The sequence below is a fragment of the Streptomyces sp. NPDC030820 genome (assembly GCF_055572075.1).
On sequence record NZ_JBVIEB010000009.1, the window covers coordinates 286,121 to 312,133 of the forward strand.

A 26,013-nucleotide genomic window follows, 5' to 3' on the forward strand; every position below is an offset into this window, starting at 1 on the left:
GGTCGCGCAGTACCGCTGTGCTCACAATCGCCCCGCCTTTTGCCGGGGCTCGCTCTTTATGACCGTTTTATCTGGGCCTTACAAGAGCATCACAGAGGGGTTTCCGCTGTTTGGAAGAGCACTGGTCCACGTGCTGGAATGCCTGAACTGCCCATTAGTCAAAGACGTACTGAGTAGTCGATGACGAACCGGGCTCTGAGAGACTGCGGCACGACGTAGGTGCCGACCGCCGAGAGGTTGTTGGTCGAGTGAGGCGAAGCAAGAACGGTCCCGAGCCGTCGGCGCGGGGCAACTTCACCCCGCCGCCGCGCGCTGCGGCGCCCACCCCTGTGACCGGTGCGGAGCCGGCTGCCGCTCCCGCGCCGAGCGGCGGCCGGTTCTCCCCGCGCAACTGGCGCGTGCCGACCAGACTGAACGCGATCCTGCTGATACCCGTGGCGGTCGGGCTCGTCATGGGCGGCTTCCAGGTGAAGACGTCGATCGACACCTGGCAGCAGGCCCGCGACGCCGAGAACACCGCCCGCCTGGTGCGCGCCTCGCTGTCGTACGCCAACGCGCTCTACAACGAGCGGGACGTCACCGCCGCCCCGCTGCTCAAGGGCAAGCTGGAGACCGCCAAGGACAAGGCGACCGTCACGGCGGCCCGCAACGCGACCGACCAGGCCGCCGACGCCTTCGACCAGGCCGCGCAGAGCATGCCGCACAAGTCCGGCCTGGAGCGCCGGCTGAAGCTGTTCCGCGAGGCCGAGCCCTTCCTGCAGACGCTGCGCGCCGGCGCCTACACCTCCAAGTTCCCCGGCGTGCAGACCGAGGAGGGCTACGTCAAGGTCGCCCACCCGCTGATGGAGTTCGCCAACGAGCTGGGCCTGGGCACCGGCAACATCACCTCCTACGGCCGTACCGTCTACGCCATCTCGCTCACCAAGGCGGCGCTGTCGCTGGACCGCTCGATCGGCATGCACATGCTGGTCAAGCCGGGTCCGGACGCCCCCAACCTGGCGAGCCAGCGCGTCGCCCTCTCCTCCTACGCCTATCTGGAGGGCATCGCCGTCGAGGAGTACCTGGGCGGTGGCACCGAGGCCGACGCGGCGAAGCTGGACTCCGAGAAGAAGGACATCCAGACCAAGGCCGTGGCGATGGCGCAGCAGGCCAAGGCCAAGGACCCGAACTACGTGCCGCCGCCGTCCGACCCCAAGTACATGGTCACGGCCCTCGCCACGCTGGACTCCCCCAGCCCGGTCGCGCGTCAGCAGCTCGCTGCCAGGGGCATCACCCCTGAGAACTGGTGGGCGGTCAACACCCTCAAGTTCGACGCCTACCACCAGATCGAGTCGGACATGGCCGACAAGGCGGTGAACGAGGCCTCGGACATCGCCGACAACGCCAAGACCTCCGCGATCATCACCGGCGCCGTCGTCGTGGTCGCCCTGCTGCTGGCCTTCATCCTGGCCGGTGCCGTGGCCCGCCAGATGAGCCGCTCGATGCGCCAGCTGCGCAACGCCGCCTTCGGCATCGCCGAGCAGCGTCTGCCGATGCTGGTCGACCAGCTCTCGCGCACCGACCCCGGCCGGGTCGACACCCGGGTCGCGCCGATCCCGATCAACACCAAGGACGAGATCGGCGAGGTCGCCCGCGCCTTCGACCAGGTCCACCGCGAGGCCGTCCGGCTCGCCTCGGAGCAGGCTCTGCTGCGAGGCAACATCAACGCGATCTTCACCAACCTCTCGCGCCGCAACCAGTCGCTGATCGAGGGCCAGCTGACCCTGATCACCGACCTGGAGAACAACGAGGCCGACCCGGACCAGCTGGAGAACCTCTTCAGGCTGGACCACCTGGCCACCCGTATGCGCCGCAACGGCGAGAACCTGCTGGTCCTCGCCGGCGAGGAGCCCGGCCGCCGCTGGGACCAGCCGGTCCCGCTGGTCGACGTGCTGCGCGCCGCCTCCTCCGAGGTGGAGCAGTACGAGCGCATCGAGCTGTCCGGCGTCCCCGAGGCCGAGATCCACGGCCGCGCGGTCACCGACCTCGTGCACCTGCTGGCCGAGCTGCTGGAGAACGCCACCACGTTCTCCTCCCCGCAGACCAAGGTCCGTGTCACCGCGACCCGTCTCCCCGACGGCCGCGTCATGATCGAGATCCACGACAAGGGCATCGGCCTGACCGCCGAGGACTTCGCGGACATCAACCACAAGCTGGCCAACCCGCCGACCGTGGACGCCGCGATCTCCCAGCGCATGGGCCTGTTCGTGGTGGGCCGGCTGTCCGACCGGCACGGCATCCGCGTCCAGCTGCGCCCCTCGGGCGAGCAGGCCGGTACGACCTCGCTGGTCATGCTGCCGGACGCGATCACGCACGGCGGTGGCGGCGAGGCCCCGCTGGACCGCGAGGAGTTCACCGTCTCGCAGATCATCCCGGAGCAGCAGTTCCAGGGTGAGAACTTCAACCTTGCGCAGCCCCTGCGCACCGCCGCCGAACTGGGCTTCGACGACAGCCGGTACGCGGACGTCCCCGACGACATCCGCGAGCTGGACCCGGTCGGCCGCTCCCTGATGCGCGAGGAGCGCCGGGCGGCCCTGGAGGCGCAGACGCACGGCCAGCAGTCCGATCTGCCGCAGCAGGAGGCCGCGGAGGCCCCCACCGGCTACGCCGACCCGCTGTTCGACGAACAGCCGGCGTACCAGGAGCGCCAGCAGCCGTCGTACGAGGAGCGGTCCTACCAGGAGCAGGCGCAGCAGACGTACGAGAAGCAGGCGTACGCGGAGCAGGCGTACGCGGAGCCGCAGCAGGCCGCCTTCGAGGAGCAGTCGTACGACAAGCCGTACGACGAGCAGTACTACTCCTCCAACGGCGGCTACCCTGACCCCGCGTACGCGGAGCCGGCCGCGAGCCCGTCGTATCAGGACGACTGGCCGCAGCAGCCCCAGCAGGACGGCTACCAGAACGGCTACCCGGCTCATTACGCTCCGGAAACGGAATCCTCGCAGGCCGCTGACGCGAGTGAGCGGAACCGCGTAGGCTTCGACCGTCCGGGACCGGCCTCTCCCGCCGCCCACGAGCTGACCGACGCCGGGCTGCCCCGCCGCGGATCCGTCGCGAGCGGTTCCAACGGCTCGGGTGCCACGGGTGGCACGGCGCGCGTGCAGCAGGAAGCGCCGGCTCCCGCGCCGGGCAACGCTCCGGGGACGAACGGCGACAGCGGCTGGCGCTCGCAGAACGACGAGCGCTGGCAGCAGGCGGCGCAGCTCCGGAAGCCCAAGGCAGGCGGGGTCACCGCTTCCGGCCTGCCGCGGCGGGTGCCCAAGGCCAACCTGGTCTCGGGTTCCGCCGAGACCACCCCCCAGGGAGGCCCACAGGTCTCCCGCGCTCCGGAGGACGTCCGGGGCAGGCTGAGCAACCTGCGTCGAGGCGTCCAGCGCGGACGCAACGCAGGCAGTGAAACGAACGGCCAGGGCTTCGGTCCTGACAGCACCTACAACCAGGAGCGTTAGTGTGAGCCCGATGAGCCAGGCGGCACAGAACCTGAACTGGTTGATCACCAACTTCGTGGACAACACCCCGGGGGTGTCCCACACGGTGGTGGTCTCCGCCGACGGACTCCTTCTGGCGATGTCCGAAGGCTTCCCCCGCGACCGCGCCGACCAGCTCGCGGCCGTCGCCTCCGGTCTGACGTCTCTGACGGCAGGCGCCTCCCGAATCTTCGAGGGGGGCAGTGTGAATCAGACGGTTGTGGAGATGGAGCGGGGATTCCTCTTCATCATGTCCATCTCCGACGGCTCGTCGCTCGCCGTACTGGCCCACCCGGAAGCGGACATCGGTCTCATCGGGTACGAGATGGCCCTTCTGGTGGACCGCGCGGGCACGGTCCTCACCCCGGATCTGCGTGCAGAGCTCCAGGGAAGCCTTCTCAACTAACAGACCAACGGTGCGTATACGCGTCCCGGGGCCGTAAGGTTTCGGGACGCGGCTCCACACGGATGGGTGCCCGGCGCAGTCGGAGGAGGAGAAAGTGGCAACACCCCCAGGCGGTTCGCATTCGGGAAACTGGTCGTACGGCCCTGCCCAGGGCCAGGACGGCGGTTCGGCGAACCGGTACAACTTCCCCTCCTCCCCGAGCCACCGGCAGCCGTACGCGCCGCAGGGCCCCGGCCCGTCGCCGTACGACCAGCCGCCGGCCCCGCGGATCCAGCCGGTGCAACCGCAGCGCCGCCCCGAGCCGGCGCCCGCGACCGCATCGAACAACCCCTTGGTGCGTCCGTACGCCATGACCGGCGGCCGGACCCGCCCGCGCTACCAGCTCGCCATCGAGGCACTGGTGCACACCACCGCCGCTCCGCACCAGATGCAGGGCCAACTGCCCGAGCATCAGCGGATCTGCAACCTCTGCCGTGAGATCAAGTCGGTAGCCGAAATCTCCGCGCTCCTGACAATCCCCCTCGGCGTGGCCAGGATCCTCGTCGCCGACTTGGCGGAGGCGGGCCTGGTCGCCATCCATCAGCCCGGCGGCGACGAGAACGCCGGTGGCCAGCCAGACGTGACACTGCTCGAAAGGGTGCTCAGTGGACTTCGCAAGCTCTAGCGGCGGTCCTTCCCGCTCCACCACCTCCGCGAAGATCGTGGTGGCGGGCGGCTTCGGCGTGGGCAAGACCACGTTCGTCGGCGCCGTCTCGGAGATCAACCCGCTGCGCACAGAGGCCGTCATGACGTCCGCTTCGGCCGGCATCGACGACCTCACCCACACCGGAGACAAGACGACGACCACCGTCGCCATGGACTTCGGCCGTATCACCCTGGACCAGGACCTCATCCTGTACCTGTTCGGCACCCCCGGCCAGGACCGGTTCTGGTTCATGTGGGACGACCTGGTACGCGGTGCGATCGGCGCGGTGGTGCTCGTGGACACCCGGCGCCTCGCCGACTGCTTCCCGGCCGTCGACTACTTCGAGAACAGCGGCCTGCCCTTCGTCATCGCGCTGAACGGCTTCGACGGCAACCAGCCGTACAACCCCGACGAGGTCCGCGAGGCCCTGCAGATCGGCCCCGACACCCCGATCATCACGACCGACGCCCGCCATCGCGCTGACGCCAAGTCCACGCTCATCACTCTCGTGGAGCACGCTCTGATGGCTCGGCTTCGGTAGTTCGGCCGGTTGCTCGCGCAGTTCCCCCGCGCCCCTTTCGGGGCGCGGGGGTTTCTTTTTGCTCGGCGGCGTACACAGCAAGAAGGGCCCCTCTCCAGAGGGGCCCTTCTTCTATGGTCTGCTGAGCGGCGCAGCCTAGCCGTGCCAGCTGTGCGGTGCCCGGAAGCCGCCCTCGCGTTCCAGGCGGCGCCAGCCGGCCTTGGCGCGGGCTCGGTGGGAGTGGACCGAAGGCGCCGGCTGGGCGGCCGCGCGGGCCAGGAGGACGGCCGTGATGGCGGCGACTTCCTCGGGCTCGGCGTGGCCCTTCTCGACGCGGATGTCAGGAGTGCTCATGGGTGTCAGTCTCCGTGAGAGAGAGGTCCGCGGGGTTGCCGCGGCGGGTCCGCTCGGTTACTGCGGGGGGTTGCCGTGCTTGCGGGAGGGCAGGTCGGCGTGCTTGGACTGCAGCATGGCCAGGGACTTGACCAGGACCTCACGGGTCTCGGCGGGGTCGATGACGTCGTCCACGAGGCCGCGCTCGGCCGCGTAGTACGGGTGCATCAGCTCGGCCTTGTACTCCTTGACCATCTTCTGGCGCATGGCCTCGGGGTCTTCCGCCCCGGCGATCTGGCGGCGGAAGATGACGTTCGCGGCGCCTTCCGCGCCCATGACGGCGATCTCGTTGGTCGGCCAGGCGTAGGTGAGGTCGGCGCCGATCGACTGGGAGTCCATGACGATGTAGGCACCTCCGTACGCCTTGCGCAGGATCAGCGAAATCCTCGGCACGGTCGCGTTGCAGTAGGCGTACAGCAGCTTCGCGCCGTGGCGGATGATTCCGCCGTGCTCCTGGTCGACACCGGGGAGGAACCCCGGCACGTCCAGGAAGGTGACGATCGGGACATTGAAAGCGTCACACATCTGGACAAAGCGCGCAGCTTTTTCACTCGCCTCGATGTCCAGGACGCCGGCGAGGACCTGCGGCTGGTTGGCGATGATGCCGACCACCTGGCCGTCCAGGCGGGCCAGCGCACAGATGATGTTCCGCGCCCAGCGCTCGTGGACCTCCAGGTACTCGCCGTCGTCGACGATCTCCTCGATGACCTTGGCCATGTCGTAGGGCCGGTTGCCGTCGGCCGGGACCAGGTCGAGCAGGACGTCGCTGCGCCGGTCGACCGGGTCGGACGACTCCACCCGGGGCGGGTTCTCCCGGTTGTTCTGCGGGAGGAGCGAGAGGAGGTAGCGCACCTCGGCGATGCAGGTCTCCTCGTCGTCGTAGGCGAAGTGGCAGACTCCGGAGGTCTCGGCGTGGACGTCGGCGCCGCCCAGGCCGTTCTGGGTGATCTCCTCGCCGGTGACCGCCTTGACCACGTCCGGGCCCGTGATGAACATCTGGGACGTCTCGCGGACCATGAAGACGAAGTCGGTCAGGGCCGGCGAGTAGGCCGCGCCGCCCGCGCACGGGCCGAGCATCACCGAGATCTGCGGGATGACACCCGACGCCTTGGTGTTGCGCTGGAAGATGCCGCCGTACCCGGCGAGGGCGCTGACGCCCTCCTGGATACGGGCGCCGGCGCCGTCGTTCAGCGACACGAGGGGCGCGCCGGCCGCGATGGCCATGTCCATGATCTTGTGGATCTTGGTGGCGTGAGCCTCGCCCAGTGCGCCGCCGAAGATCCGGAAGTCATGCGCGTAGACGAAGACCGTACGGCCCTCCACCGTGCCCCAGCCGGTGATGACACCGTCGGTGTACGGCTTCTTCGCCTCGAGGCCGAAGCCGGTCGCCCGGTGCCGGCGCAGCTGCTCGACCTCCTGGAAGGACCCCGGGTCCAGGAGCAGCTCGATCCGCTCCCGCGCCGTCAGCTTGCCCTTGGCGTGCTGCGCCTCGGTCGCCTTCTCGCTGGGGCCGGCCACGGCCTGGGCACGAATGTCGTGCAGCTCGGCGACCCGTCCGCGCGCGTCCGTCGGCTCGCCGGTCGGCTCACCCGTCGTCTCTTCCAAAACGGTCATGTAGCGACCTTACGAAGGACACCAAGGAAAGCGGGCCGTTGACTCCGTACAGTCTCCGGACCGTTTTCCTGGTGCCAGTGAACAGAACCGTGACCGCGTGCAGCCGTTCCGACTGCTCACAGGGCGTCGGTGTTGTAGGGGGGCCACAAAGGCGGCACCTGAGAGCCAGCTCACATTCGCGGCTGGCGCATGCCATCGCCGGGGTGACACGGACCCTCGGACGGCGGTCCGCCGAAAGGGCCTCCACGCCCCCACCGTACCGGTCGACTCCAGAGGCAGGAGATCACCAGAGGTTACCCCGAAGTCACTCTGCGGATGATGTTGAAAACTGAACGGAATAGGTCTACGGTCGAAACCGTTAGGTTCGTTGAACGTTAAACAGAAACCTCCAGGAGAACGTCATGGGCATCTTCAGCCGCAAAGAGAACACCCCGCAGGCCCCTGCCGCCGGCCCCGACCTGACCGCGCTGACCGGCGAATACACCATCGACCCGGCGCACACCACGATCGGTTTCGTGGCGCGCCACGCGATGGTCACCAACGTCAAGGGCGCCTTCCAGGACTTCTCCGGCACCCTGCACCTGGACGGGGCCGACCCCAGCAACTCCACCGCCACGCTCGACGTCAAGATGGAGAGCATCGACACCGGCAACGCCGACCGGGACGGCCACCTGAAGTCGGCCGACTTCTTCAAGATCGACGAGTTCCCGGTCATGACCTTCCGCTCCACCAAGGCGGAGGCCCTGGGCGGCGACGACTACCGCATCACCGGCGACCTCTCCCTGCTCGGCGTGACCCGGCCGATCACCATCGACCTGGAGTTCAACGGCGCCGCGAAGGACCCGTTCGGCAACGAGCGCGTCGGCTTCGAGGGCAAGGCCGAGATCCTGCGCTCCGAGTGGGGCCTGACCTGGAACGCGGCGCTGGAGACCGGCGGGATGCTCGTCTCCGACAAGATCAAGCTGAACTTCGACATCTCGGCGATCAAGCAGGCCTGAGCCTCCGGCGGTCCGGCCGCCAACACCCGAGCGCGCCCGCTCCCCGGAAACGGGAGGCGGGCGCTCGTGCGTCCTGCGGGCATGCAGCCACCACGCCGCCGCGATCGGGCCGTGCTGTCGCTCGCCGGGTCCGGACGGCGGGCGCTGGAGCGGGACATGGCCGAGCGGGACGCCTGGCTCGCCGGGGCACTCGGGTCGCTCGGCGAGACCGAGCGCGGCGTGCCGGCGCCGGCGGTCGGGCTGGTGGAGCGGCTGGGGTCCCTGGACACGGACGAAGAGGGCGAACGCCGCCGACGGCTGGGCGGGTCCGGCGGGTCCGGCGTTCAGAACCCCCCGCCGAAGTCGCCCCCGCCGTCGCCCCCTCCCCCGCCGAAGTCTCCGCCGTCCCCGAACCCGCCGCCGAAGTCCCCGGCGTCGAAGTCCGTGCCGGAGACGTCGCCGCCCTGGTAGTCGCCCCCGAAGTCACCGCCGGGGCCGAAGTCGCCGTACCCGCTGCCGTAGTCGGCCGCGTACGAGGGGGTGGCCATCATGCTGCCGAGGAGCGTGCCGACGAGCAGGCCGGGCAGGATGCCGCCGCCGAAGTAGCCGCCCGCCCAGGGACCGTAGGCGGGGCCCGCGTCCCAGTAGGGGCGGCGACCGTAGTCGGTGTCGACCTCGCGGACGACCGGGTCGCGGCCGTCGGCCAGCCGTGTGGCGTCGGCCGCGCAGACGGGGACCTGGCGCGGGGCGCCGCCGGGCGGGGTCCAGGTGGCGTCGCTCACCGAGGGGCCGTGCCGCGGATCGAAGAAGCAGGGCGGGCGGCGCTCGGGCAGGGGCCGGCCCTCACGGCGGGCGGCCAGCCGGGCCAGGGAGAAGCGGCCGTCCTCCAGCGCCTCGGTGACCGTGCGGACGTCCTCCGGGCGGCTCGCGGCGGTCATGCGCTGCTTGGCGGACTCGTAGGCGTCCAGGGCGTGTTCGTAGTCGGCGCGCATCGCGTCGTCGGCGCCGGGCTCGGCCGGCTGGAAGTCGAGGCGGTCCAGTTCCTCACCGAAGGCGGTGATGTCCTCGTCCACGACCACCCGCAGGCGCTCCAGGGCGGCCCGCTGCTCCTCGGCGCGCCGCCGGCGGCTGCGGCGGACCAGTGCGTAGGCGCCGACACCGCCCGCCACCAGCACCGCGGCCACCGCGATCAGGGCCGTGCCGGAGGATCCCCCGCCCGAGCCGCCCCAGGTCTTCGGGGCGTGGCCTCCCATGTTGGCCAGGGCGCGGTCGGTGAAGTCGCTGAGCTGGGCCTTGGCCTGCTCGCCCTGGACGCTCGAGACCAGGTTCCGCCGGGCCGTCGCCGACATCACGGAGGAGTCGGCGCGGGCGTCGAAGCGGTCCCCGAGGCGGATGCCGTACAGGCCGGTGATGCCGGTGGCCGCGCGCAGGTCGGAGAAGAGGTTCGCGGTCGGGTAGCCGGCCGGGAGCACCGCGATGAACAGCGGTTTGTTCGCGTCCTTGATGCGTTTCGCGAGCGCGTCGGCATCGGCCTTCGGCAGCTGGGCCGAGGCGGCCGGGTCGACGTAGACCGGGCTCTTGCTGAGGGCCCGGGCGATGGCGGAGATGCTCGTGTCCGCGCTCGCCCCGGGGGCGAACACGGTCGCGACGATCAGGGCGAGGGTGGCCAGCAGCAGGGCTGGGAGGCTTCGGGTCCGCAGGACGGCCTTCATCCTTCGAAACTACCCGAAGCCTCCCGTAGCCGGGCATAGGGGCAGCTCTACCCGGCGGCCCGGTATGCCTCGACCAGCTTCTCCACCGCCTTTGCGTACCGGCCGGTCAGCAGCAGGTGGTCGGCGTCGGCGAAGGGCCCCGCCACCGCCTGTGTCATCCGCTCGCCCACCTTCTGCTGGACGAGCAGCCGTGCCTTGGTCACCAGTTCACGCCCTGCCCGGTCGTCACCCTTCCGCTCGGCCGCCGTGGCCGCCGCACCCAGCGCCCTCAGCGTGGCCGTGCCGCCCCGCGGGACGTCGGTGAGCGTGGTCAGGCCCCAGCCGTAGGGGAACTGCGGGTCGTACGAGGCGTCGCCGACGTTGATCGGGAGCTGGGACTCGGACTTCGGCCAGGTGACGGGGAGCTGTCCGGTGAAGGCGCGCTTGCCGTAGAGGACGTCGGCGACGCCCTCGCCCTCGGTGCCGGGCAGCCAGGAGGCCACCAGCGCGTCGATCCTGTCCAGCCGGTCGCCGACGAGCTGCGGCCGGCCGGAGACGATCAGCACCGCGCACTTCATGGCGGCGCACACCTTGTCCACGGCCGCCCGGTCGGCCGCGGACAGCTGGAGGCCGTGGCCGTTGCCGACGTCGCCGACGCCCTCGGCGTACGGGGTCTCACCGACGACGACCACGCCGACGTCGTAGCCGTCGGTCGGGGCGGAGGCGTCCTTGGAGTAGGTGACGTTCCCGCCGGCGTCCCGCATCCCCTGCAGGATGGTCGTGCCCCGGGTGTGGGTGCCGGACGCGCCCTGCCAGGTGAGGGTCCAGCCGCCGGTCTGGTTGCCGAGGTCGTCGGCGTTCGACCCGGCGACGTACACCTTCTCGCTCTTCTTCAGCGGCAGCAGCCCGCCGCTGTTCTTCAGCAGCACCTGCGACTCGGCGGCGGCCTGGCGGGCGACCGCGCGGTGGGCCGGGGAGCCGATGGCGGCGGCGCCGGACGTGTCGGCGTAGGGGCGCTCGAAGAGGCCCAGCCTGAACTTCTGGGTGAGGATGCGGGCGACGGCGTCGTCCATCCGCTTCTCGCTGATCCGCCCCGCCTTCACCTCGTCGACGAGCGTGCCGCTGAAGTCCTTGTAGGAGTACGGCACCATCATCATGTCGACGCCCGCGTTCACCGCCGTGCGGACGTGGGTCGCGTAGTCGCCGGGGAGCTGGTCGATGGCGTTCCAGTCGCTGATGACGAAACCGGAGAAGCCCATCCGGTCCTTGAGCACACCGTTGATCATGTCGCCGCGTGCGTGCATCTTCACCGTGCCCTTGCCGTCGCCGACGATGTTCAGCGAGGAGTACGAGGGCATGACCGAGCCGATGCCGCGCTCGACGGCGGTCTTGTACGGCGCCAGGTGGATGTCCTCCAGCTGCTGCCGGGTGACCGTGGTGACGCCCTGGTCGATGGTGTAGGTGCCGGTGGTGGAGGAGCCGTACGCGGTGCCGCCGTCGCCGACGAAGTGCTTGGCGGTGGCGAGCACCTTGTCGTCGTCCCTCAGGTTCCGCCCGTCCGGTGCACCTTGCAGGCCCTGGATGATGGTCTCCATGGACTGCACGAGGGCCGGGTCCTCACCGAAGGACTCGTAGGAGCGCCCCCAGCGTTCGTCACGGCTCACGCACAGGCACGGTGCGAAGTCCCAGGGGATACCGGTGGCACGCACCTCACTTGCCGTCACCGCGCCGGTTCTCCGGGCCAGTTGGGGATCCCTCGTCGCGCCGATGCCGATGTTGTGCGGCATGATCGTGGCGCCGCTCAGGTTGTTGTGGCCGTGGACCGCGTCGACGCCGTAGATCAGCGGGATCTGGAACCGCGTCGCCTGGGCGCGGAGCTGGAAGCCGTCGATCATCTTCGCCCAGGCCTCGGGGGTGTTGGGCGTGGGTGTGGAGCCGCCGCCGGACAGCAGCGAGCCGAGGCCGTACGCCGCGATGTCGCCCCCGCCTCCGACGGCCCCGCGCTCGGCCTGGGTCATCTGCCCGGCCTTCTCCTGAAGGGACATACGGGACAGCAGATCCGCGACGCGCTTCTTCACGGGCAACTTGCTGTTCAGGTACGGCAGTCCGTGCGCGTCGATGACGACCTGCGGGGTCTCGGCAGGGGCCTTGGCGCCGGTGACCGTGAGCTTGAGCGGGATGGTCCTCGCGGCTGCCGGGGCCTTGTTCTCCCGGGTGAGGACCTCGATGGTCCGCGTGGTACCCGAGGCGGCGCCGGCCGGGAAGGTGAGGGTGCCTTCGGCCGGGGTGTAGTCCCGGCCGGCGGTGGCGGTGCCGCCCTGCGTCGAGTACGTGACCGTCACGGGGTCCTCGATCGGCCGGTCCCCGGTCGTGGCCAGCGTGACCTTGACCTCGGCGGCGCCGCCCGCCTTGACGGGATACACGGGCGCGTCGGTGCCGACGGAGGCGCGCAGCGACTGGTCGGCCTTTCCGTACAGCTCGACGTCGTCCATGGCGAAGTCGCCCCTGGTGCCGGCCGGGAGGGTGACGGCGTACCCCCACATCTGTGTGAGGCCGAGGACGTGGTCGATGCCGCCGACGGGCTGGTAGTCGGTGCGGTACTGGAAGTCGGCAAAGGGGATCTCGATCTGCTTCCAGCCGGTGAAGTCGTCGGTGAAGGAGGTCGTCCAGAGTTCCGAGGCCTCGCCGTTCGTGCCACCGTCCTTGATCTCGAAGGCGATCTTGCGGCCGTTGTTCCGGCCCTCCCACCAGAAGCGGATGCCCTGGTGGGCGGACCAGTCGTGGGCGGGCTGGCCGGCGGCGAAGTCGTGGGTGAAGCCGCCGTAGCCGCTGATGTCGTAGGTGCCGGTGAGGACCTTGGCGCCCTCGGGGGCGTCGGTGCGGTCGGTGAGGTGCAGGGTGGGCGGGTCGTCGGCGTCGCTTCCCCAGGTGAAGATGCCGTCGGCGGGCTGGCCGGCGAAGGGCACCTCGCCCTCGAAGCGGTCGACGGGCACCGGGGCGGGGTCGTCGGCGGCGTGCGCCGCGGCGGACAGGGGCAACAGGGCGGCGAGCAGGGCCCCGGAGACGAGCAGGGCGGTTCTCGGCATGGACCTTCCCTCGGCTCTCGTGGTTCACTCATGACTTAGATCACGCCGTGAGTTAACTAACGGCTCCCCAACCCGTCAAGAGTGCACGTCAGTTGAAGGGCGACGCACATGAGGAGAACCCCCCGCACGGCCCGGCTGCTGCTGGCCGGACTGCTCTCCGCCGCCGGCTTCATCGCCGCCGTACCCCCCGCGCACGCGGCCGGCGAGCAGGTCACGGCCTGGCTCACCACCACCGACGACTCCGCCGGCCGGCATGTCGTACGCGGCCTGCAGTCACAGACGCCGTTCGCCTTCCAGTCCGGCACGGGCGGCGGCGGCACGAACATCACCGTCGACGAGAACACCCGCTACCAGACCTTCACCGGCGGCGGCGCCTCCTTCACGGACACCGCGGCCTGGCTGATGAACAGCAGCGGGGCGCTGTCCCAGGCCACCCGGGACGCGACCATGCGCAAGCTGTTCTCGCCGACGGACGGCATCGGACTGTCGTTCCTGCGCAACCCGATGGGCGCCTCGGACCTCGCACGATACGGCTACACGTACGACGACGTGCCGTCCGGCCAGACCGACCCGAACCTCACGCGGTTCTCGATCGCGCACGACCTCGCGGATGTCGTCCCGCTCACCAGGCAGGCGCTGCAGCTCAACCCGTCCCTGACGGTGATGGCCTCGCCGTGGACCGCGCCGGCCTGGATGAAGGACAGCGGCTCGCTCAACGGCGGCTGGCTCAAGGCCGAGGACTACGGCGCGTACGCCTCCTACTTCGTGAAGTACCTCCAGGCGTACAGGGACCAGGGGATCAACGTCTCGTACGTCACCCCGCAGAACGAGCCGACCTGTTGTTCCGGCTACCCGTCGATGAGCTGGAACGCGTCCGGCATCCAGTACTTCCTCAAGACCGACCTGCTGCCGCAACTGCAGTCGGCGGGGCTCTCCACGAAGGTCCTGGCCCACGACTGGAACTGGGACACCTACGACTCCTACGCGGCCCAGAGCGTCGACGATCCGGCGATCCGCGACCACCCCAACTTCGGCGGGATCGCCTGGCACGGCTACGGCGGCGACGTCACCAAGCAGACCACCGTGCACAACCAGTACCCCTCGCTGGACGCCTTCGGCACCGAGCACTCGGGCGGCACCTGGATCGCCGACCAGCAGCGCGAGGACATGTCCAACATCATCGACTACACCCGCAACTGGGCGAAGTCGGTGACCAAGTGGTCGCTGGCCGTGGACCAGAACGGCGGTCCCCACAACGGCGGTTGCGGCACCTGCACCGGTCTGGTCACCGTGCACAACGGGGACGGGCAGAGCGGCACCGTGGACTACACCGTCGAGTACTACGACATGGGCCACCTGACCAAGTTCGTCCGGCCGGGCGCCCGGCGGATCGCCTCCACGGCGTCCACCACCGTGCCGAACGTGGCCTGGCGCAACCCCGACGGCAGCAAGGCGCTGATCGCGTACAACAACTCGTCCTCGGCGCAGACCGTGACCATCAACTGGGGCTCGGAACACGCCACTTACTCACTGCCGGGCAGGACCTCGGCCACCTTCACCTGGTCCGGCACCCAGTCCGGCGGCGGCTCGGACACCGGCTCCTTCGTCGGCCTGGCCGGCAAGTGCCTGGACGTGGCGGGCGGTTCGAGCGCCAACGGTACGGCCGTACAGCTCTACGACTGCAACGGCACCGCCGCCCAGCAGTGGACGGTGATGGCCGACGGGTCGGTCCAGGCGCTCGGCAAGTGCCTGGACGTGACGTCGGGTTCGACGGCGGACGGCGCCAAGGTGCAGTTGTACGACTGCAATGGCACCGGGGCGCAGCAGTGGTCGTACAACGCGTCCACCGGGGATGTCGTGAACCTTGCCGCGAACAAGTGCCTCGACGTGACGGACAACTCGTCGGCGAACGGGGCGCGGGCACAGATCTGGTCGTGCACCGGTGCCGCGAACCAGAAGTGGCACCTGCAGTAGCGCGCCCGTCCAGGCCGTCACCGACGGGTGCGGGTTCACCCGGGGGCGCCGCTGAGCGGCGCCCGCTCGGCGGCTGGGGGACGATGAGGTATGACCACACCGCAGGATCTGTTCCTCGTCAGTCTCGACATACCCGGCGATCACCCCGTCGAGTCGGGCGATCTGTCGCTGGCGCTCGCCGGGGCCGAGCTGATCGATCTGCTCCGGGCGCGGGCGCTCACCCTGGACGGCGACCACATCGTGCCCGGTCCCGTGCTGACGACGGGTGACCGGATGCTGGACGAGGCCGGGGCCGCGCTCGTGCGCAAGGAGCCGCACGAGACGGTCGAGGACTGGCTGTGGCGCCGGGGGGAAGGGCTGGCCACGGCCTACCGCGACGTCCTGGACACCTCCGGGCAGCTCTCCGGGAAGCGGCACCGCTGGCCCCACCGCGCGGACAAGGCGGCGGCCGCCGACACCCCGGCCCGCCGGCACGCCGCCGACCGCTGGTGGTCCCGCGAGCCGGTCCTCGCCTCTCTCGCCGCCACCCTGGGCATCCAGGGCGAGCGGCCGCCGGAGGAGGAGCCCGGGGAGGAGGCGGTCGTCACCGTGCTGGTGGCGGTCGGCGACGCGGTGACGGAACTGGGGGCCGTGCGGGAGCGGCGCCGCATCGAGAACGCCGCTTTCGACAACATCTGGCGAGCGCCGTAGCCGGGCGGGGCGAGGGCGCTGCTCGCTGAGAGGTGCCGCCGCCGCAGTTACTCCGCCGGTTCCACCCCGGCCCGCAGCAGACCGTACGTATACGCGTCCTCCAGGGCCTGCCAGGACGCGGCGATGACGTTGTCCGCCACGCCGACCGTGGACCACTCGCCGGCGCCGTCCGAGGTGGAGATCAGCACGCGGGTGGTGGACTGGGTGCCGTGCTTGCCCTCCAGGATGCGGACCTTGTAGTCGACCAGCTCCAGCTTGGCGAGCTGGGGGTAGATCTTCTCCAGGGCGACGCGCAGGGCGCGGTCCAGGGCGTTGACCGGGCCGTTGCCCTCCGCCGTGGCGACGATCCGCTCGCTCTTGGCCCACAGCTTCACCGTGGCCTCGTTGGCGTGCGTGCCGTCGGGGCGGTCCTCGACGATGGCCCGCCAGGACTCGACGTCGAAGTACTTCAGCGGGCGGCCCTCGACCTCGGCCCGCAGCAACAGCTCGAAGCTGGCGTCGGCGGCCTCGTAGGTGTAGCCCTTGAGCTCGCGCTCCTTGACCCGCTCGACCACCCGGCCGACCAGTTCCCGGTCGCCGCCGAGGTCGATGCCCAGCTCCTTGCCCTTGAGCTCGACCGAGGCGCGGCCCGCCATGTCGGACACCAGCATGCGCATGGTGTTGCCGACCTGCTCGGGGTCGATGTGCTGGTACAGGTCCGGGTCGACCTTGATCGCGGAGGCGTGCAGGCCGGCCTTGTGGGCGAAGGCGGAGACACCGACGTACGGCTGATGGGTGGACGGGGTCAGGTTGACGACCTCGGCGATGGCGTGCGAGATCCGGGTCGTCTCGCGCAGCTTGCCCTCGGGCAGCACCTTCTTGCCGTACTTCAGCTCCAGGGCGGCGACGACCGGGAACAGGTTGGCGTTGCCGACGCGCTCCCCGTAGCCGTTGGCGGTGCACTGGACGTGGGTCGCGCCCGCGTCCACGGCGGCCAGGGTGTTGGCGACCGCGCAGCCGGTGTCGTCCTGGGCGTGGATGCCGAGCCGGGCGCCTGTGTCGGCGAGGACGGTGGCGACGACGGCGTGGATCTGGGCGGGGAGCATGCCGCCGTTGGTGTCGCACAGGACGACGACGTCGGCGCCCGCCTCGGCGGCCGTACGGACCACGGCCTTGGCGTACTCGGGATTGGCCCGGTAGCCGTCGAAGAAGTGCTCGCAGTCCACGAAGACCCGGCGGCCCTGGTCCTTCAGGTACGACACCGTGTCGCGGACCATCTCCAGGTTCTCGTCGAGCGTGGTGCGCAGCGCCAGTTCCACATGCCGGTCGTGCGACTTGGCGACCAGGGTGATCACCGGGGCGCCGGCCTCGAGCAGTGCCTTGACCTGGGGGTCTTCGGCGGCCTTGGCACCGGCGCGGCGGGTGGCGCCGAAGGCGACCAGCTGGGCGTGTTTGAAGTCGATCTCCGCCTGTGCGCGGGCGAAGAACTCGGTGTCACGGGGGTTGGCGCCGGGCCAGCCGCCCTCGATGAAGCCGACGCCGAAGTCGTCCAGGTGCCGTGCGATGGCGAGCTTGTCCGCGACGGTGAGGTTGATTCCCTCGCGCTGCGCGCCGTCGCGCAGCGTGGTGTCGAAGACGTGGAACGAGTCGTCGAGCTCGTTGGTTGCCGTCTCGGTCATGGTGTCAAGGCTCCTGTTGTGGATCTTCGGTCTTACCGGAATGACCGGCTCCACCGTCCCCCCAATGGTCCCTCGCGCACCGCTCCCGGCTGCAGGTGGGCCGGAAAACGAAAAAACCCCTCGCGGGTGCGAGAGGTCTGCGCGCGGGTCGAGGACGACGGTGGCCACCCGCACCTGGTCGTACGAGGTGGTCACTGCGGACCGGCGCGCCTGCTGCCAATAATCATGGCGAACGAGAGCACGGGGGCAGTCTGGCACAAATCCGCCCCCGGCTCGCCGTCCGTCTCAGGATGCGGTCGTCGGACTGGAGTCCGTACGGTCCCTCCCCCGGGGCGAGGTCCGGGTCGCGTACACGAACGATTCCCTCACCCGGCCGGCACCAGGAGCGAGTCGGCGATGAACTCCCTCACATGCACGAGAACCTGGTCCCGGTCCGTGCCGCGCAACCCGATGGCCACATGGATGGAGAACCCGTCCAGCAGCGCTCGCAGCCTCGTCGCGAAGCGGTCCGCGTCCACCTGGCGGAACTCCCCGCGCGACACGCCCTCGGCGATCAGCGCGACCAGGTCGCGATGCCACGCCCCCTCGATGGCGGCCTGCCGGGCGCGGGCCTCGTCGTCCGCGTTCTGCGAGCGGTTCCAGACCTCCAGCCACAGCGTCCAGTGCGGGTCGCGGTGGCCGTCGGGGACGTACAGGTCGACGTAGGCGGACAGACGTTCCCGCGCGGTTCCGGGACGGGCCAGCAGCCGGCCCCGCTCCGCACCGAGCCTGCCCTCGCTCCACTCCAGGGTCTGCAGCAGCAGCTCGTCCTTGGAACGGAAGTAGTAGAGGAGATGGCCGCTGCTCATCCCGACCTCGCGGCCGAGCGCCGCCATGGTGAGCTGCTCCAGACCGCGCTCGGCGATCATGTCCATGGCGGCAGCGAGGACGTCCTCGCGCGGCGGGGCGGGGGTACGGCGGCGGGAGGACGGGTTCTCGCTCATGCCGGGACCGCCCGTACGGCGTCGCGGGCGGCGCCGTGCTCCCCGTCGGGTCCGGGCAGCCGGTCCCGGCCGGGGAACTCCGGGATCTCGTCGAGACGCCGGACCGGTTCGGTCAGCCGGCGGCCGCACGCGGCGCAGAGCAGTACATCCACGCGTATGTTCTACCTGACCGCGGCCGTCACCGGACCTTCGGCTGCTGCTGGGTGATGCAGTGAACGCCGCCGCCACCCGCGAAGATCCGGCGCGCGTCCACCAGGGTCACCGTCCGCTCGGGGAAGAGCCGGCGGAAGATCCCGGCGGCGATCTCGTCACGCGGGTCGTCGAAGCCGCACAGCACCAGGCCGTCGTTGCAGATGTAGTGGTTGATGTAGGAGTAGTCGGCCCAGTGGCCGTCGGCCTCCAGGACGGTCGGCGCGGGCACCTCCACGACCTCCAGCTTGCGGCCCCGGGCGTCCGTCTGGGAGCGCAGGATGCCGATGACCTCCTTGGTGACCTCGTGGTCGGGGTGGGCGGGGTCCGGCTGGGAGTGCGCCACCACGACACCGGGCCGGGCGAAGGCGGCCACGATGTCGACGTGGCCGAGGGTGCCGAAGCCGAAGGGAGGGTAGTCGCCGGTGAGGCCGCGCGGCAGCCAGATCGCCTTCCGTGTGCCGAGGTGGGCGTGGATCTCGGCCTCGACCTCCTCCTTCGACCAGTGCGGGTTGCGCTCGGGGCCGAGCTGGACGGTCTCCGTCAGCAGGACCGTGCCCTCGCCGTCGACGTGGATCGCGCCGCCCTCGTTGACCAGCCGCGAGGCGTACGTCTTGGCACCCGCCAGGTCGGAGACATACGCGGCGATCTTGGAGTCGTGCTCCCAGCGGGCCCAGTCCTGGGCGCCCCAGCCGTTGAACGTCCAGTCCACGGCGGCCAGTTCGCCCTTGCCGTTGGTCAGGAAGGTGGGGCCGATGTCCCGCATCCAGGCGTCGTCCAGGTCCCGCTCGACGGTGTCGATGTCCGGGCCGAGCAACGCCCGCGCCTCGGCGGACTGGCCGGGGCCGCAGACCACGGTCACGGGCTCGAAGCGGCGGATCGCACGGGCCACCGAGGCCCAGGCGGCGCGCGAGGCGGCGAGGTCCTCCGGGTCGTCGAAGGTGGGGTTGGGGCCCGGCCACGCCATCCAGGTGCGCTCGTGCGGGGTCCACTCGGCGGGCATACGGAAGCCGTCGGCGGCGGGGGTCGTCATGGGAATTCCCGGATTCTCAGAGGAAGTAGAGGCGGTTGAGGGAGACGGAGTCGGCGGGCTCGGAGCGCAGCGGGTCGCCGTCGAGAGTGACCAGACCGGTGCGCCGGTCGACGTCGACCGCGCCGATACGGGCGTTCAGCCGCAGGTCGGCCGGGCCGATGCCTCGGGTGCCGCGCACGGCGACCCGCCGCCGGCGGGTGGGCATCGTGTCGCCCCCCTGGTCGACGGCGGCCTGGGCGACGAACGCGACCGAGAGGTCGGCCGCCGTGGCGCCGTACGAGCCGAACTGCGGGCCTAGGACGAGGGGTTCACAGGTGTCGGTGGCCGCGTTGGGGTCGCCGGTCACGCCGTACGCCGGGAAGCCGGACTTGAGGACGAGCTGCGGTTTGGCGCCGAAGTACTCCGGCCGCCACAGCACGATGTCGGCGAGCTTGCCGACCTCGATCGAGCCGACCTCGTGCGCGAGGCCGTGCGCGATGGCGGGGTTGATGGTCAGCTTGGCCAGGTAGCGCAGGACGCGGGCGTTGTCGTCGTCCTCGCCGTCGCCCTCCAGGGGGCCCAGCTCGGCCTTCATCTTGCCGGCCATGGCGAAGGTACGGCGGACCGTCTCGCCGGCGCGGCCCATGCCCTGGGCGTCGGAGGAGGTGATGCCGATCGCGCCCAGGTCGTGCAGCACGTCCTCGGCGCCCATCGTGCCGGCCCGGATGCGGTCGCGGGCCATGGCGGCGTCGCCGGGCAGGTCGGGCTTGAGGTCGTGGACGGAGACGATCATGCCGTAGTGCTCGGCGACCGCGTCCCGGCCGAAGGGCAGGGTGGGGTTGGTGGAGGAGCCGATGACGTTCGGGACACCGGCCATCTTCAGCACGTTGGGCACGTGTCCGCCGCCGCAGCCCTCGATGTGGAAGGCGTGGATGGTGCGGCCCTCCAGCACCCTCAGGGTGTCCTCGACCGACAGGCACTCGTTCAGGCCGTCGCTGTGCAGGGCCACCTGGACGTCGTGTTCCTCGGCGACCCGCAGGGCCGTGTCGAGGGCGCGGGTGTGGGCGCCCATGTCCTCGTGCACCTTGAAGCCGCACGCGCCGCCCTCGGCCAGCGCCTCGACCAGAGGAGCGCCGTGCGAGGACGAACCCCGGCCCAGGAAGCCGATGTTGACCGGCCAGGCGTCGAAGGCGTTGAAGGCGTGGCGCAGCGCCCAGGGCGAGTTGACGCCGACGCCCCACACGGGGCCGAACTCCTGCCCGATGATCGTGGTCACGCCGGAGGCGAGCGAGGCCTCCATGATGCGCGGCGACAGCAGGTGGACATGGGTGTCGACGGCTCCGGCGGTGGCGATCAGCCCCTCGCCGGAGACGATGGAGGTACCGGTGCCGACGACGACGTCGACGCCGTCGAGGGTGTCCGGGTTGCCGGCGCGTCCGATGGCGCAGATGCGCCCCTCGCGGATGCCGATCGACACCTTGCGGATGCCCTGCACCGGGTCGATCACGACGACGTTGCTGATGACGACGTCACAGGTCTCGCGGACGGAGGCGGCCTTCAGGTGCAGTCCGTCGCGGGCGGTCTTGCCGAAGCCGGCCAGGAACTCGTCGCCGTAGCGCTGGGAGTCGGACTCCACCCGGACGGTGAGCCCGCAGTCGCCGAGGCGGATGCGGTCGCCGGCGCGGGGGCCGTGGGTGGCCGCGTACTCGTAGGGGTTCATCGGTTCTCAGCTCCCAGGTATCCGCAGGCCTCGGCCCTGCGCAGGGCCTCCTCCTTCGCGCCGGGCGCGTCCAGCGGCCCGTCGACCAGTCCGGCGAAGCCGATCGCGATCCGGTCGCCGCCGATCGGCACCAGTCCCACCTCGACGCTCTCGCCGGGGCCGAAGCGCACCGAGGAGCCGGCGGGGACGGCGAGGCGCATCCCGTAGGCCTTCTCCCGTGCGAAGTCGAGGCGCGGGTTGGCCTCGAAGAAGTGGAAGTGGGAGGTGACGGAGACCGGCACGGTCGCCGTGTTGGTGACCGTGAGCCGTACGACCGCGTCGGGCTCGGAGTGCCCGGGCGCCGGGAGCAGCGCGCCCGGTGCCTGGTCGCCGAGGCTGCCGCCGATGGGGTCGGAGACCACCGCGAGCCGGGAGCCGTCGTCGAAGACCGCCTCGACCATCACCTCCGTGACGACGTCTGCGACCCCCGGGAGCACGTCCTCGGGGCCGAGTACGGACCGGGCCGCCTCGATGGCCTCGGCGAGCCGCCTGCCGTCCCGGGCCGCCTCGCACACGGTGTCAGCGATCAGCGCGGTCGCTTCCGGCACATTCAGCCGGAGGCCGCGCGCCCGGCGGGTCCGGGCCAGCTCGGCGGCTCCGAAGAGCAGCAGCCGGTCACGTTCCGTAGGGGTCAGTCTCACGACGCGACACCTCCTTGTCTTCCATACTTTAGAACATCACTCTAAACACAGAATTCGTGAAACTGAAGCATTGACCGAGGGCCTTGCCTCACGCCACATTGAGCGTCGCTCAAACGGAACCGGCGGTAGTCGAGGGAGACCAGCCATGCCGATAGAACAGCGCGGAGTCGACACCATCCCGGACGAGGAACGGACCAGCGGTCCGCGCGACCTCGTCTCGATCCTGCTCGGCTCCAACCTCTGCCTCGGGGTGATCATCTTCGGCTGGCTGCCGCCGTCCTTCGGGCTCGGCTGGTGGGCGTCGGTCAGCTCGATCGTGGCAGGCACGATCGCCGGTACGGCGGTGACGGCGCCCCTGGCCCTGATCTCGCTGCGCACCGCGACCAACCTCTCCACCTCCTCCGGCGCCCAGTTCGGCGTCCGGGGCCGGCTGGTCGGCTCGGTCGTCGGCCTGCTGCTCGCCCTCGGGTACACCGCGCTGACGGTGTGGATCGGCGGCGACGTGATGATCAGCGTGCTCGGCCGGATGTTCGGGCTACCCGCGGACGGGGTGTCGTACGCCGTCGTCTACGCGCTGCTGGCCGGCGCCACGGTCGCGGGCGCGGTGTACGGCTACCGGGTGCTGCTGAACATGTCCAAGGTCCTGTCCATCGGCATGACCGTCCTGCTGGTGCTCGGCGTCTTCGCCTACGCCCCGCACTTCACCACCGCGGCCATGCCCGAGACGGGCGGCTACCTGCTCGGCTCGTTCTGGCCGACCTGGTTCCTGTCGGCCGTGGCCGCCGGCCTGTCCGGTCCCATCGCCTTCATCACCCTGCTCGGCGACTACACCCGCTACATCTCCCCCGCCCGGCACTCGGGCCGCCGCGTCCTGAGGGCCACTTGGCTGGGGTTGACCCTGGGCCTACTGGTGCCGCAGCTGTTCGGCACGTTCACGGCGTACGGCGCCCACGCGGCACTGGACTACGCCGGTCCGCTGGTGGCGGCCTCCCCCACCTGGTACCTGATCCCGCTGCTGCTGTCCGCCTCGGCCGGCTCGGTCGGCAACGCCGGTCTGATGCTGTACTCCATGGGCCTGGACCTGGACGCCATCCTGCCCAGGGCGTCCCGCGCCCGTGCCACCTACACGGTCGCGATCGTGGCCACGGCCTGCGTGTTCGTCGGCCACTACGCCTGGAACGCGCAGTCCGCGATGACGTCCTTCGTGCTGCTGCTCACCGCCATCGGCACCCCCTGGGCGGTCATCACCCTCATCGGCTTCGCCCGCTGCCGCGGTGTGTACGACGCCGACGCCCTGCAGGTCTTCAACCGCCGCTCGCGGGGCGGGATCTACTGGTACCGCGCCGGCTGGAACGTGCGGGCGGCCGTCTCCTGGGCACTGGGCGCCGGCGTCGGTCTGCTGGCGGTGTCCCTGCCGTCGTACCAGGGCCCGCTGCTGCACCTGACCGGCGGCGTGGACTGCAGCTTCCTGCTGTCGGGCGCGGTGGGCGGCCTGATCCACCTGATCCTGACGCCCCGGCAACCGGCATCGGCCCGCGTCGAGGCCGCGCAGGAACGGGTCGGCGCGGAGAGCGTGCGCTAGCTCCGAAGCAGACCGACACTCGCGAGACTGGCCAGGCTCAGCCCCATGGTCGCGGAGAAGACCACTGCTGCAGCCGGAAGCGCGTCCGTCCGCCGACCGGCCGTGGTCGTCCGGACGATCACGGCGAGCAGCGCCGCGACGAGGGACAGCAGAACCGCCACGGCAAGCGCCAGACCGGCAACCGCGGCCGTCGGCTGTGAAGACGAGGCCATTCACCCCACCTCCAGGCCCGGCAGGAACCGAGTCGCGCCGAAGGCCGGCTTCAGGTCGGTGAACCAGGTCGCGCCCTCGTCGTACGCCGCGAAGAACGGGCGGTCCACCAGTTCGGGGTCGCGGGCCTGGATGAGGTGGAGGACGAAGACCTTCTCGCCCGCCACCTCGGCGATGCCGTCCACGCAGACCTTGCCCGGCATCGCCGACATCACCGGTCCGCGCACCGTGCGGGCGAGCCCGGAGACCCGGGCGTAGGCGTCCCGGAAGATCGCGTGGCCGCGGGCCAGCGGCACCCCGAAGTAGCCCTGCGGCCCGGTGTCCCGCTCCACGAACTGGTAGTACGGCACCGCCCCCAGCGCGGTCGTCTCCTCCCACAGCTCCGCCCACGCCTCGGCGCTGTCGTTGATCCCGGCGACCAGCGGCCCCTGGCAGCGGATCACCGCGCCGGTGTCCCGCACCCGGCGCATCGCCTCCCGCACCACCGGCGGGCGCAGTTCCCGCGGGTGCGTGAAGTGGGCCATGAGCGCCAGGTGGCGGCCACTGGCGACGACCTTCTCGAAGAGCCGCAGCAGGTCGTCGGCGTCCCGGTCGGTCAGGAAGCGGTACGGCCAGAAGGCCAGCGACTTGGTGCCGATCCGGACCGAGCGGAGGGTGTCGATGGCGAGCAGCGGCTCCACATAGCGGCGCAGCACCTCGGTGCTCATCACCAGCGGGTCGCCGCCGGTGATGAGCGCGCTGGTCACCTCGGGATGGGCGCGCAGATAAGCGCTGGTGGCGGCGATGTCGTCGGTGGCGATGCGCAGCTCGGACTCGCCGACGAACTGCGGCCAGCGGAAGCAGTAGGTGCAGTAGGCGTGGCAGGTCTGGCCCTGCCGCGGAAAGACCAGCACCGTCTCGGGGTACTTGTGCTGAAGCCCCGTCAGGCGGTGGCCCTCGTGCACGGGCACGTTCGCGTCGAGCTGGCCGGAGGGGTGCGGGTTGAGCCGCATCCGGATCTCGTGCGCGGCGCGCCGGACCTCGGCGCCGGGCGCGTCCTGGGCGAGCAGGTCCGCCATCCGGCGCAGTTCGTGCGCGGGCAGCATGCCGCTCTGCGGGAAGGTCAGCCGGAAGACGGGGTCGTCGGGGACGGCCGACCAGTCGATCAGTTCGTCCACCACGTAGGAGTTCGTGCGGAAGGGCAGGACCGCCGACACGGCCCGCAGGGCGAGCCGCTCGGCGGGCGGCAGGGACACCCGGTCCAGCAGTCCGTCCAGGTCACGGGGGGTGAAGGCGCGATACCGGGGTTGCGCCTGCGGAGCGGGGTGGAGCACGAAACTCATTTCTGCCAGGGCCTCTATTCTGTGCCGGGTCCGCTATTCCGTGACCAGGACCGGCGGCCGCAACTCCACGAAAGCGGCCGCCGACGCATCGTACTTCTCCGCGAAGTGCTGGATGAGGAGCGCGTGCAGCGGACTTTCGTCGTCGACCACGACCAGCTCGTGCGCACCCGGTAGGGTCAAGGACTCGCTGTAGGCGGAGAGTTGGTCGCGGCGGTGCCGGGCCAGGTACGACACGAGGTCGGGCCCGGCGACGTACAGGCGGTCCTCGACGGACACGAACGGGCAGCGGAACTCCCGGCGGCCGTCGGCGGCGTCGACCAGGGTGAGCGGCAGCCGGGTGAAGTGCTCCATGGGCTTGCTCTGCCCCCACAGCTCGTCGAAGCGCTGCTCCACGAAGGTGCCGAGCGGGGAGCGGACGGCGACCTCCAGCTGGACGCCCTCGCCGGAGAGGCGGCCCACCGTGAGGAAGGAGACCAGACAGCGCTCGTCCCAGCGGTAGAGCGTCACACCGGGGGACGTCTGGCACAGGCGGACCTCCAGCAGGGCGCGGGAGGTGTCGTCCAGGCGGCGCGCGAAGTGGTCCAGGGTGCGCAGGTTGCGCATGATGTCGCGGCGGATGTCGGCGCTCTGCTCGCCCAGTTCACGGCCGCGCAGGATGACCGCGAGCGAGTCGGGGTCCAGCAGCAGGATCTGCACCCGCGCCCCGTGCGCGGTGGCCGCCTTGATCCCCCGGAAGAGACGCTCGGAGAACTGCGGCCCGAACAGGTTGGAGAAGGTGTCCAGCACCTTCACGCAGGCCGTGGCACCGTGCACCTGGGAGGCGAACCACTCGTAGTCGAGCCTGGTGTGCTCACGGACCCGGCCTTCCTGGGCGCGGGAGATCAGCGGGCCGATCACGAACACGGTGATGACCACGCCGACCAGGTCGGTGCCGAGATTGAGCGCGAGGTTCTGCTGGTAGGCGTCCATGCCGTGAGCGGTCCACAGCAGCAGGGCCGCACAGCCGGCGAGGGCCGCCAGCGCGGTGAGACTCTGCGGGCGGCGCGGAGTGCGTAACGCGCGCAGCAACCAGCGCAGCCGTGGCACCGGCGACCATGCGTTCACGTGCGCCCCTC

General features: G+C 70.6%; 21 protein-coding genes. 8 read left to right on the forward strand and 13 right to left on the reverse strand.

Translation table 11 applies throughout. From position 1 onward, the window contains the following. The first annotated feature begins 248 nt into the window (after positions 1-248). The 4 genes from ACZ418_RS25870 (at position 249) to ACZ418_RS25885 (ending at position 5,138) form a co-directional block, all read left to right on the forward strand. Positions 249-3,488 carry a sensor histidine kinase gene (locus ACZ418_RS25870; protein WP_468367105.1) on the forward strand — a complete coding sequence of 1,080 codons (3,240 nt, stop codon included), beginning with the start codon at positions 249-251 and terminating at the stop codon, positions 3,486-3,488. A gap of 10 nt (positions 3,489-3,498) precedes the next feature. Further along, a complete protein-coding gene (locus ACZ418_RS25875) occupies positions 3,499-3,912 on the forward strand; it encodes a roadblock/LC7 domain-containing protein (RefSeq protein ID WP_004983065.1) in 414 nt (137 codons plus the stop codon). A gap of 94 nt (positions 3,913-4,006) precedes the next feature. Beyond that, entirely contained in the window at positions 4,007-4,576 is a 570-nt protein-coding gene (locus ACZ418_RS25880) for a DUF742 domain-containing protein (protein WP_388628155.1), read from the forward strand. Next, positions 4,557-5,138 carry a GTP-binding protein gene (locus ACZ418_RS25885; RefSeq protein ID WP_031224757.1) on the forward strand — a complete coding sequence of 194 codons (582 nt, stop codon included), beginning with the start codon at positions 4,557-4,559 and terminating at the stop codon, positions 5,136-5,138. The genes ACZ418_RS25880 and ACZ418_RS25885 overlap by 20 nt, the downstream gene beginning before the upstream one ends. 135 nt (positions 5,139-5,273) lie before the next feature. Here the strand turns inward: ACZ418_RS25885 and ACZ418_RS25890 are convergent, their stop codons facing one another. Next, entirely contained in the window at positions 5,274-5,471 is a 198-nt protein-coding gene (locus ACZ418_RS25890) for an acyl-CoA carboxylase subunit epsilon (RefSeq protein WP_468367108.1), read from the reverse strand. A gap of 57 nt (positions 5,472-5,528) precedes the next feature. After that, positions 5,529-7,124 (reverse strand): acyl-CoA carboxylase subunit beta, encoded by a 1,596-nt coding sequence (locus ACZ418_RS25895; protein WP_468367110.1) that lies wholly within the window; start codon positions 7,122-7,124, stop codon positions 5,529-5,531. A 401-nt stretch (positions 7,125-7,525) separates the two neighbouring features. Here ACZ418_RS25895 and ACZ418_RS25900 point away from each other — a divergent pair, with 401 nt between their 5' ends. Beyond that, on the forward strand, positions 7,526-8,122 hold the full coding sequence (locus ACZ418_RS25900) for a YceI family protein (RefSeq protein ID WP_468367113.1): 597 nt from the start codon (positions 7,526-7,528) through the stop codon (positions 8,120-8,122). Between the two features lie 323 nt (positions 8,123-8,445). Here the strand turns inward: ACZ418_RS25900 and ACZ418_RS25905 are convergent, their stop codons facing one another. Both ACZ418_RS25905 and ACZ418_RS25910 read right to left on the reverse strand, forming a co-directional pair. After that, positions 8,446-9,813 (reverse strand): hypothetical protein, encoded by a 1,368-nt coding sequence (locus tag ACZ418_RS25905; RefSeq protein ID WP_468367115.1) that lies wholly within the window; start codon positions 9,811-9,813, stop codon positions 8,446-8,448. Between the two features lie 47 nt (positions 9,814-9,860). Next, a complete protein-coding gene (locus tag ACZ418_RS25910) occupies positions 9,861-12,878 on the reverse strand; it encodes a glycoside hydrolase family 3 protein (protein ID WP_468367118.1) in 3,018 nt (1,005 codons plus the stop codon). Between the two features lie 108 nt (positions 12,879-12,986). On the opposite strand from ACZ418_RS25910, the gene ACZ418_RS25915 reads away from it, so the two are divergent. Continuing rightward, on the forward strand, positions 12,987-14,852 hold the full coding sequence (locus tag ACZ418_RS25915; RefSeq protein ID WP_468367121.1) for a ricin-type beta-trefoil lectin domain protein: 1,866 nt from the start codon (positions 12,987-12,989) through the stop codon (positions 14,850-14,852). 90 nt (positions 14,853-14,942) lie between these two features. Further along, positions 14,943-15,542, forward strand: coding sequence for a GOLPH3/VPS74 family protein (locus ACZ418_RS25920; protein WP_468367124.1), 600 nt, complete (start codon positions 14,943-14,945; stop codon positions 15,540-15,542). A 47-nt stretch (positions 15,543-15,589) separates the two neighbouring features. On the opposite strand, the gene cimA is transcribed toward ACZ418_RS25920, so the two are convergent. The 6 genes from cimA to ureA all read right to left on the reverse strand — a co-directional run bounded on the left by cimA (position 15,590) and on the right by ureA (position 21,784). Further along, positions 15,590-17,200, reverse strand: coding sequence for a citramalate synthase (gene cimA / locus ACZ418_RS25925; protein ID WP_468367127.1), 1,611 nt, complete (start codon positions 17,198-17,200; stop codon positions 15,590-15,592). Between the two features lie 365 nt (positions 17,201-17,565). Continuing rightward, positions 17,566-18,183, reverse strand: coding sequence for a TetR/AcrR family transcriptional regulator (locus tag ACZ418_RS25930; RefSeq protein WP_468367130.1), 618 nt, complete (start codon positions 18,181-18,183; stop codon positions 17,566-17,568). Further along, complete coding sequence (locus ACZ418_RS25935; protein WP_468367132.1) at positions 18,180-18,335, reverse strand: hypothetical protein; 156 nt, start codon at positions 18,333-18,335, stop codon at positions 18,180-18,182. Before ACZ418_RS25935 ends, ACZ418_RS25930 begins: the two co-directional genes overlap by 4 nt. A gap of 26 nt (positions 18,336-18,361) precedes the next feature. Continuing rightward, positions 18,362-19,405 carry an agmatine deiminase family protein gene (locus ACZ418_RS25940; protein ID WP_468367135.1) on the reverse strand — a complete coding sequence of 348 codons (1,044 nt, stop codon included), beginning with the start codon at positions 19,403-19,405 and terminating at the stop codon, positions 18,362-18,364. A gap of 16 nt (positions 19,406-19,421) precedes the next feature. Continuing rightward, the gene (locus ACZ418_RS25945) at positions 19,422-21,104 is read right to left on the reverse strand and encodes an urease subunit alpha (RefSeq protein WP_468367137.1); all 1,683 of its coding nucleotides are present in this window, start codon (positions 21,102-21,104) and stop codon (positions 19,422-19,424) included. After that, on the reverse strand, positions 21,101-21,784 hold the full coding sequence (gene ureA, locus ACZ418_RS25950) for an urease subunit gamma (RefSeq protein ID WP_468367140.1): 684 nt from the start codon (positions 21,782-21,784) through the stop codon (positions 21,101-21,103). The genes ACZ418_RS25945 and ureA overlap by 4 nt, the downstream gene beginning before the upstream one ends. A 145-nt stretch (positions 21,785-21,929) precedes the next feature. On the opposite strand from ureA, the gene ACZ418_RS25955 reads away from it, so the two are divergent. Then, positions 21,930-23,366: a cytosine permease gene (locus ACZ418_RS25955; RefSeq protein ID WP_468367142.1), complete on the forward strand. Its 1,437-nt coding sequence runs from the start codon at positions 21,930-21,932 to the stop codon at positions 23,364-23,366. Here ACZ418_RS25955 and ACZ418_RS25960 read toward each other — a convergent pair. The 3 genes from ACZ418_RS25960 to ACZ418_RS25970 are packed head-to-tail and all read right to left on the reverse strand — an operon-like array spanning position 23,363 to position 26,002. Continuing rightward, entirely contained in the window at positions 23,363-23,578 is a 216-nt protein-coding gene (locus ACZ418_RS25960; RefSeq protein ID WP_468367145.1) for a hypothetical protein, read from the reverse strand. The genes ACZ418_RS25955 and ACZ418_RS25960 overlap by 4 nt on opposite strands. Continuing rightward, complete coding sequence (locus ACZ418_RS25965) at positions 23,579-24,898, reverse strand: KamA family radical SAM protein (protein ID WP_468367148.1); 1,320 nt, start codon at positions 24,896-24,898, stop codon at positions 23,579-23,581. A gap of 33 nt (positions 24,899-24,931) precedes the next feature. Further along, positions 24,932-26,002 carry a hypothetical protein gene (locus tag ACZ418_RS25970; RefSeq protein ID WP_468367151.1) on the reverse strand — a complete coding sequence of 357 codons (1,071 nt, stop codon included), beginning with the start codon at positions 26,000-26,002 and terminating at the stop codon, positions 24,932-24,934. Positions 26,003-26,013 lie beyond the last annotated feature (11 nt).

Coding starts and splice junctions, on each gene's coding strand:
- ACZ418_RS25875 (WP_004983065.1), top strand. CDS start 3,499: ATGAGCCAGGCGGCACAGAACCTGAACTGGTTGATCACCAACTTCGTG.
- ACZ418_RS25890 (WP_468367108.1), bottom strand. CDS start 5,471: ATGAGCACTCCTGACATCCGCGTCGAGAAGGGCCACGCCGAGCCCGAG.
- ACZ418_RS25895 (WP_468367110.1), bottom strand. CDS start 7,124: ATGACCGTTTTGGAAGAGACGACGGGTGAGCCGACCGGCGAGCCGACG.
- ACZ418_RS25900 (WP_468367113.1), top strand. CDS start 7,526: ATGGGCATCTTCAGCCGCAAAGAGAACACCCCGCAGGCCCCTGCCGCC.
- ACZ418_RS25905 (WP_468367115.1), bottom strand. CDS start 9,813: ATGAAGGCCGTCCTGCGGACCCGAAGCCTCCCAGCCCTGCTGCTGGCC.
- ACZ418_RS25910 (WP_468367118.1), bottom strand. CDS start 12,878: ATGCCGAGAACCGCCCTGCTCGTCTCCGGGGCCCTGCTCGCCGCCCTG.
- ACZ418_RS25915 (WP_468367121.1), top strand. CDS start 12,987: ATGAGGAGAACCCCCCGCACGGCCCGGCTGCTGCTGGCCGGACTGCTC.
- ACZ418_RS25920 (WP_468367124.1), top strand. CDS start 14,943: ATGACCACACCGCAGGATCTGTTCCTCGTCAGTCTCGACATACCCGGC.
- cimA (WP_468367127.1), bottom strand. CDS start 17,200: ATGACCGAGACGGCAACCAACGAGCTCGACGACTCGTTCCACGTCTTC.
- ACZ418_RS25930 (WP_468367130.1), bottom strand. CDS start 18,183: ATGAGCGAGAACCCGTCCTCCCGCCGCCGTACCCCCGCCCCGCCGCGC.
- ACZ418_RS25940 (WP_468367135.1), bottom strand. CDS start 19,405: ATGACGACCCCCGCCGCCGACGGCTTCCGTATGCCCGCCGAGTGGACC.
- ACZ418_RS25945 (WP_468367137.1), bottom strand. CDS start 21,104: ATGAACCCCTACGAGTACGCGGCCACCCACGGCCCCCGCGCCGGCGAC.
- ACZ418_RS25955 (WP_468367142.1), top strand. CDS start 21,930: ATGCCGATAGAACAGCGCGGAGTCGACACCATCCCGGACGAGGAACGG.
- ACZ418_RS25960 (WP_468367145.1), bottom strand. CDS start 23,578: ATGGCCTCGTCTTCACAGCCGACGGCCGCGGTTGCCGGTCTGGCGCTT.
- ACZ418_RS25965 (WP_468367148.1), bottom strand. CDS start 24,898: ATGAGTTTCGTGCTCCACCCCGCTCCGCAGGCGCAACCCCGGTATCGC.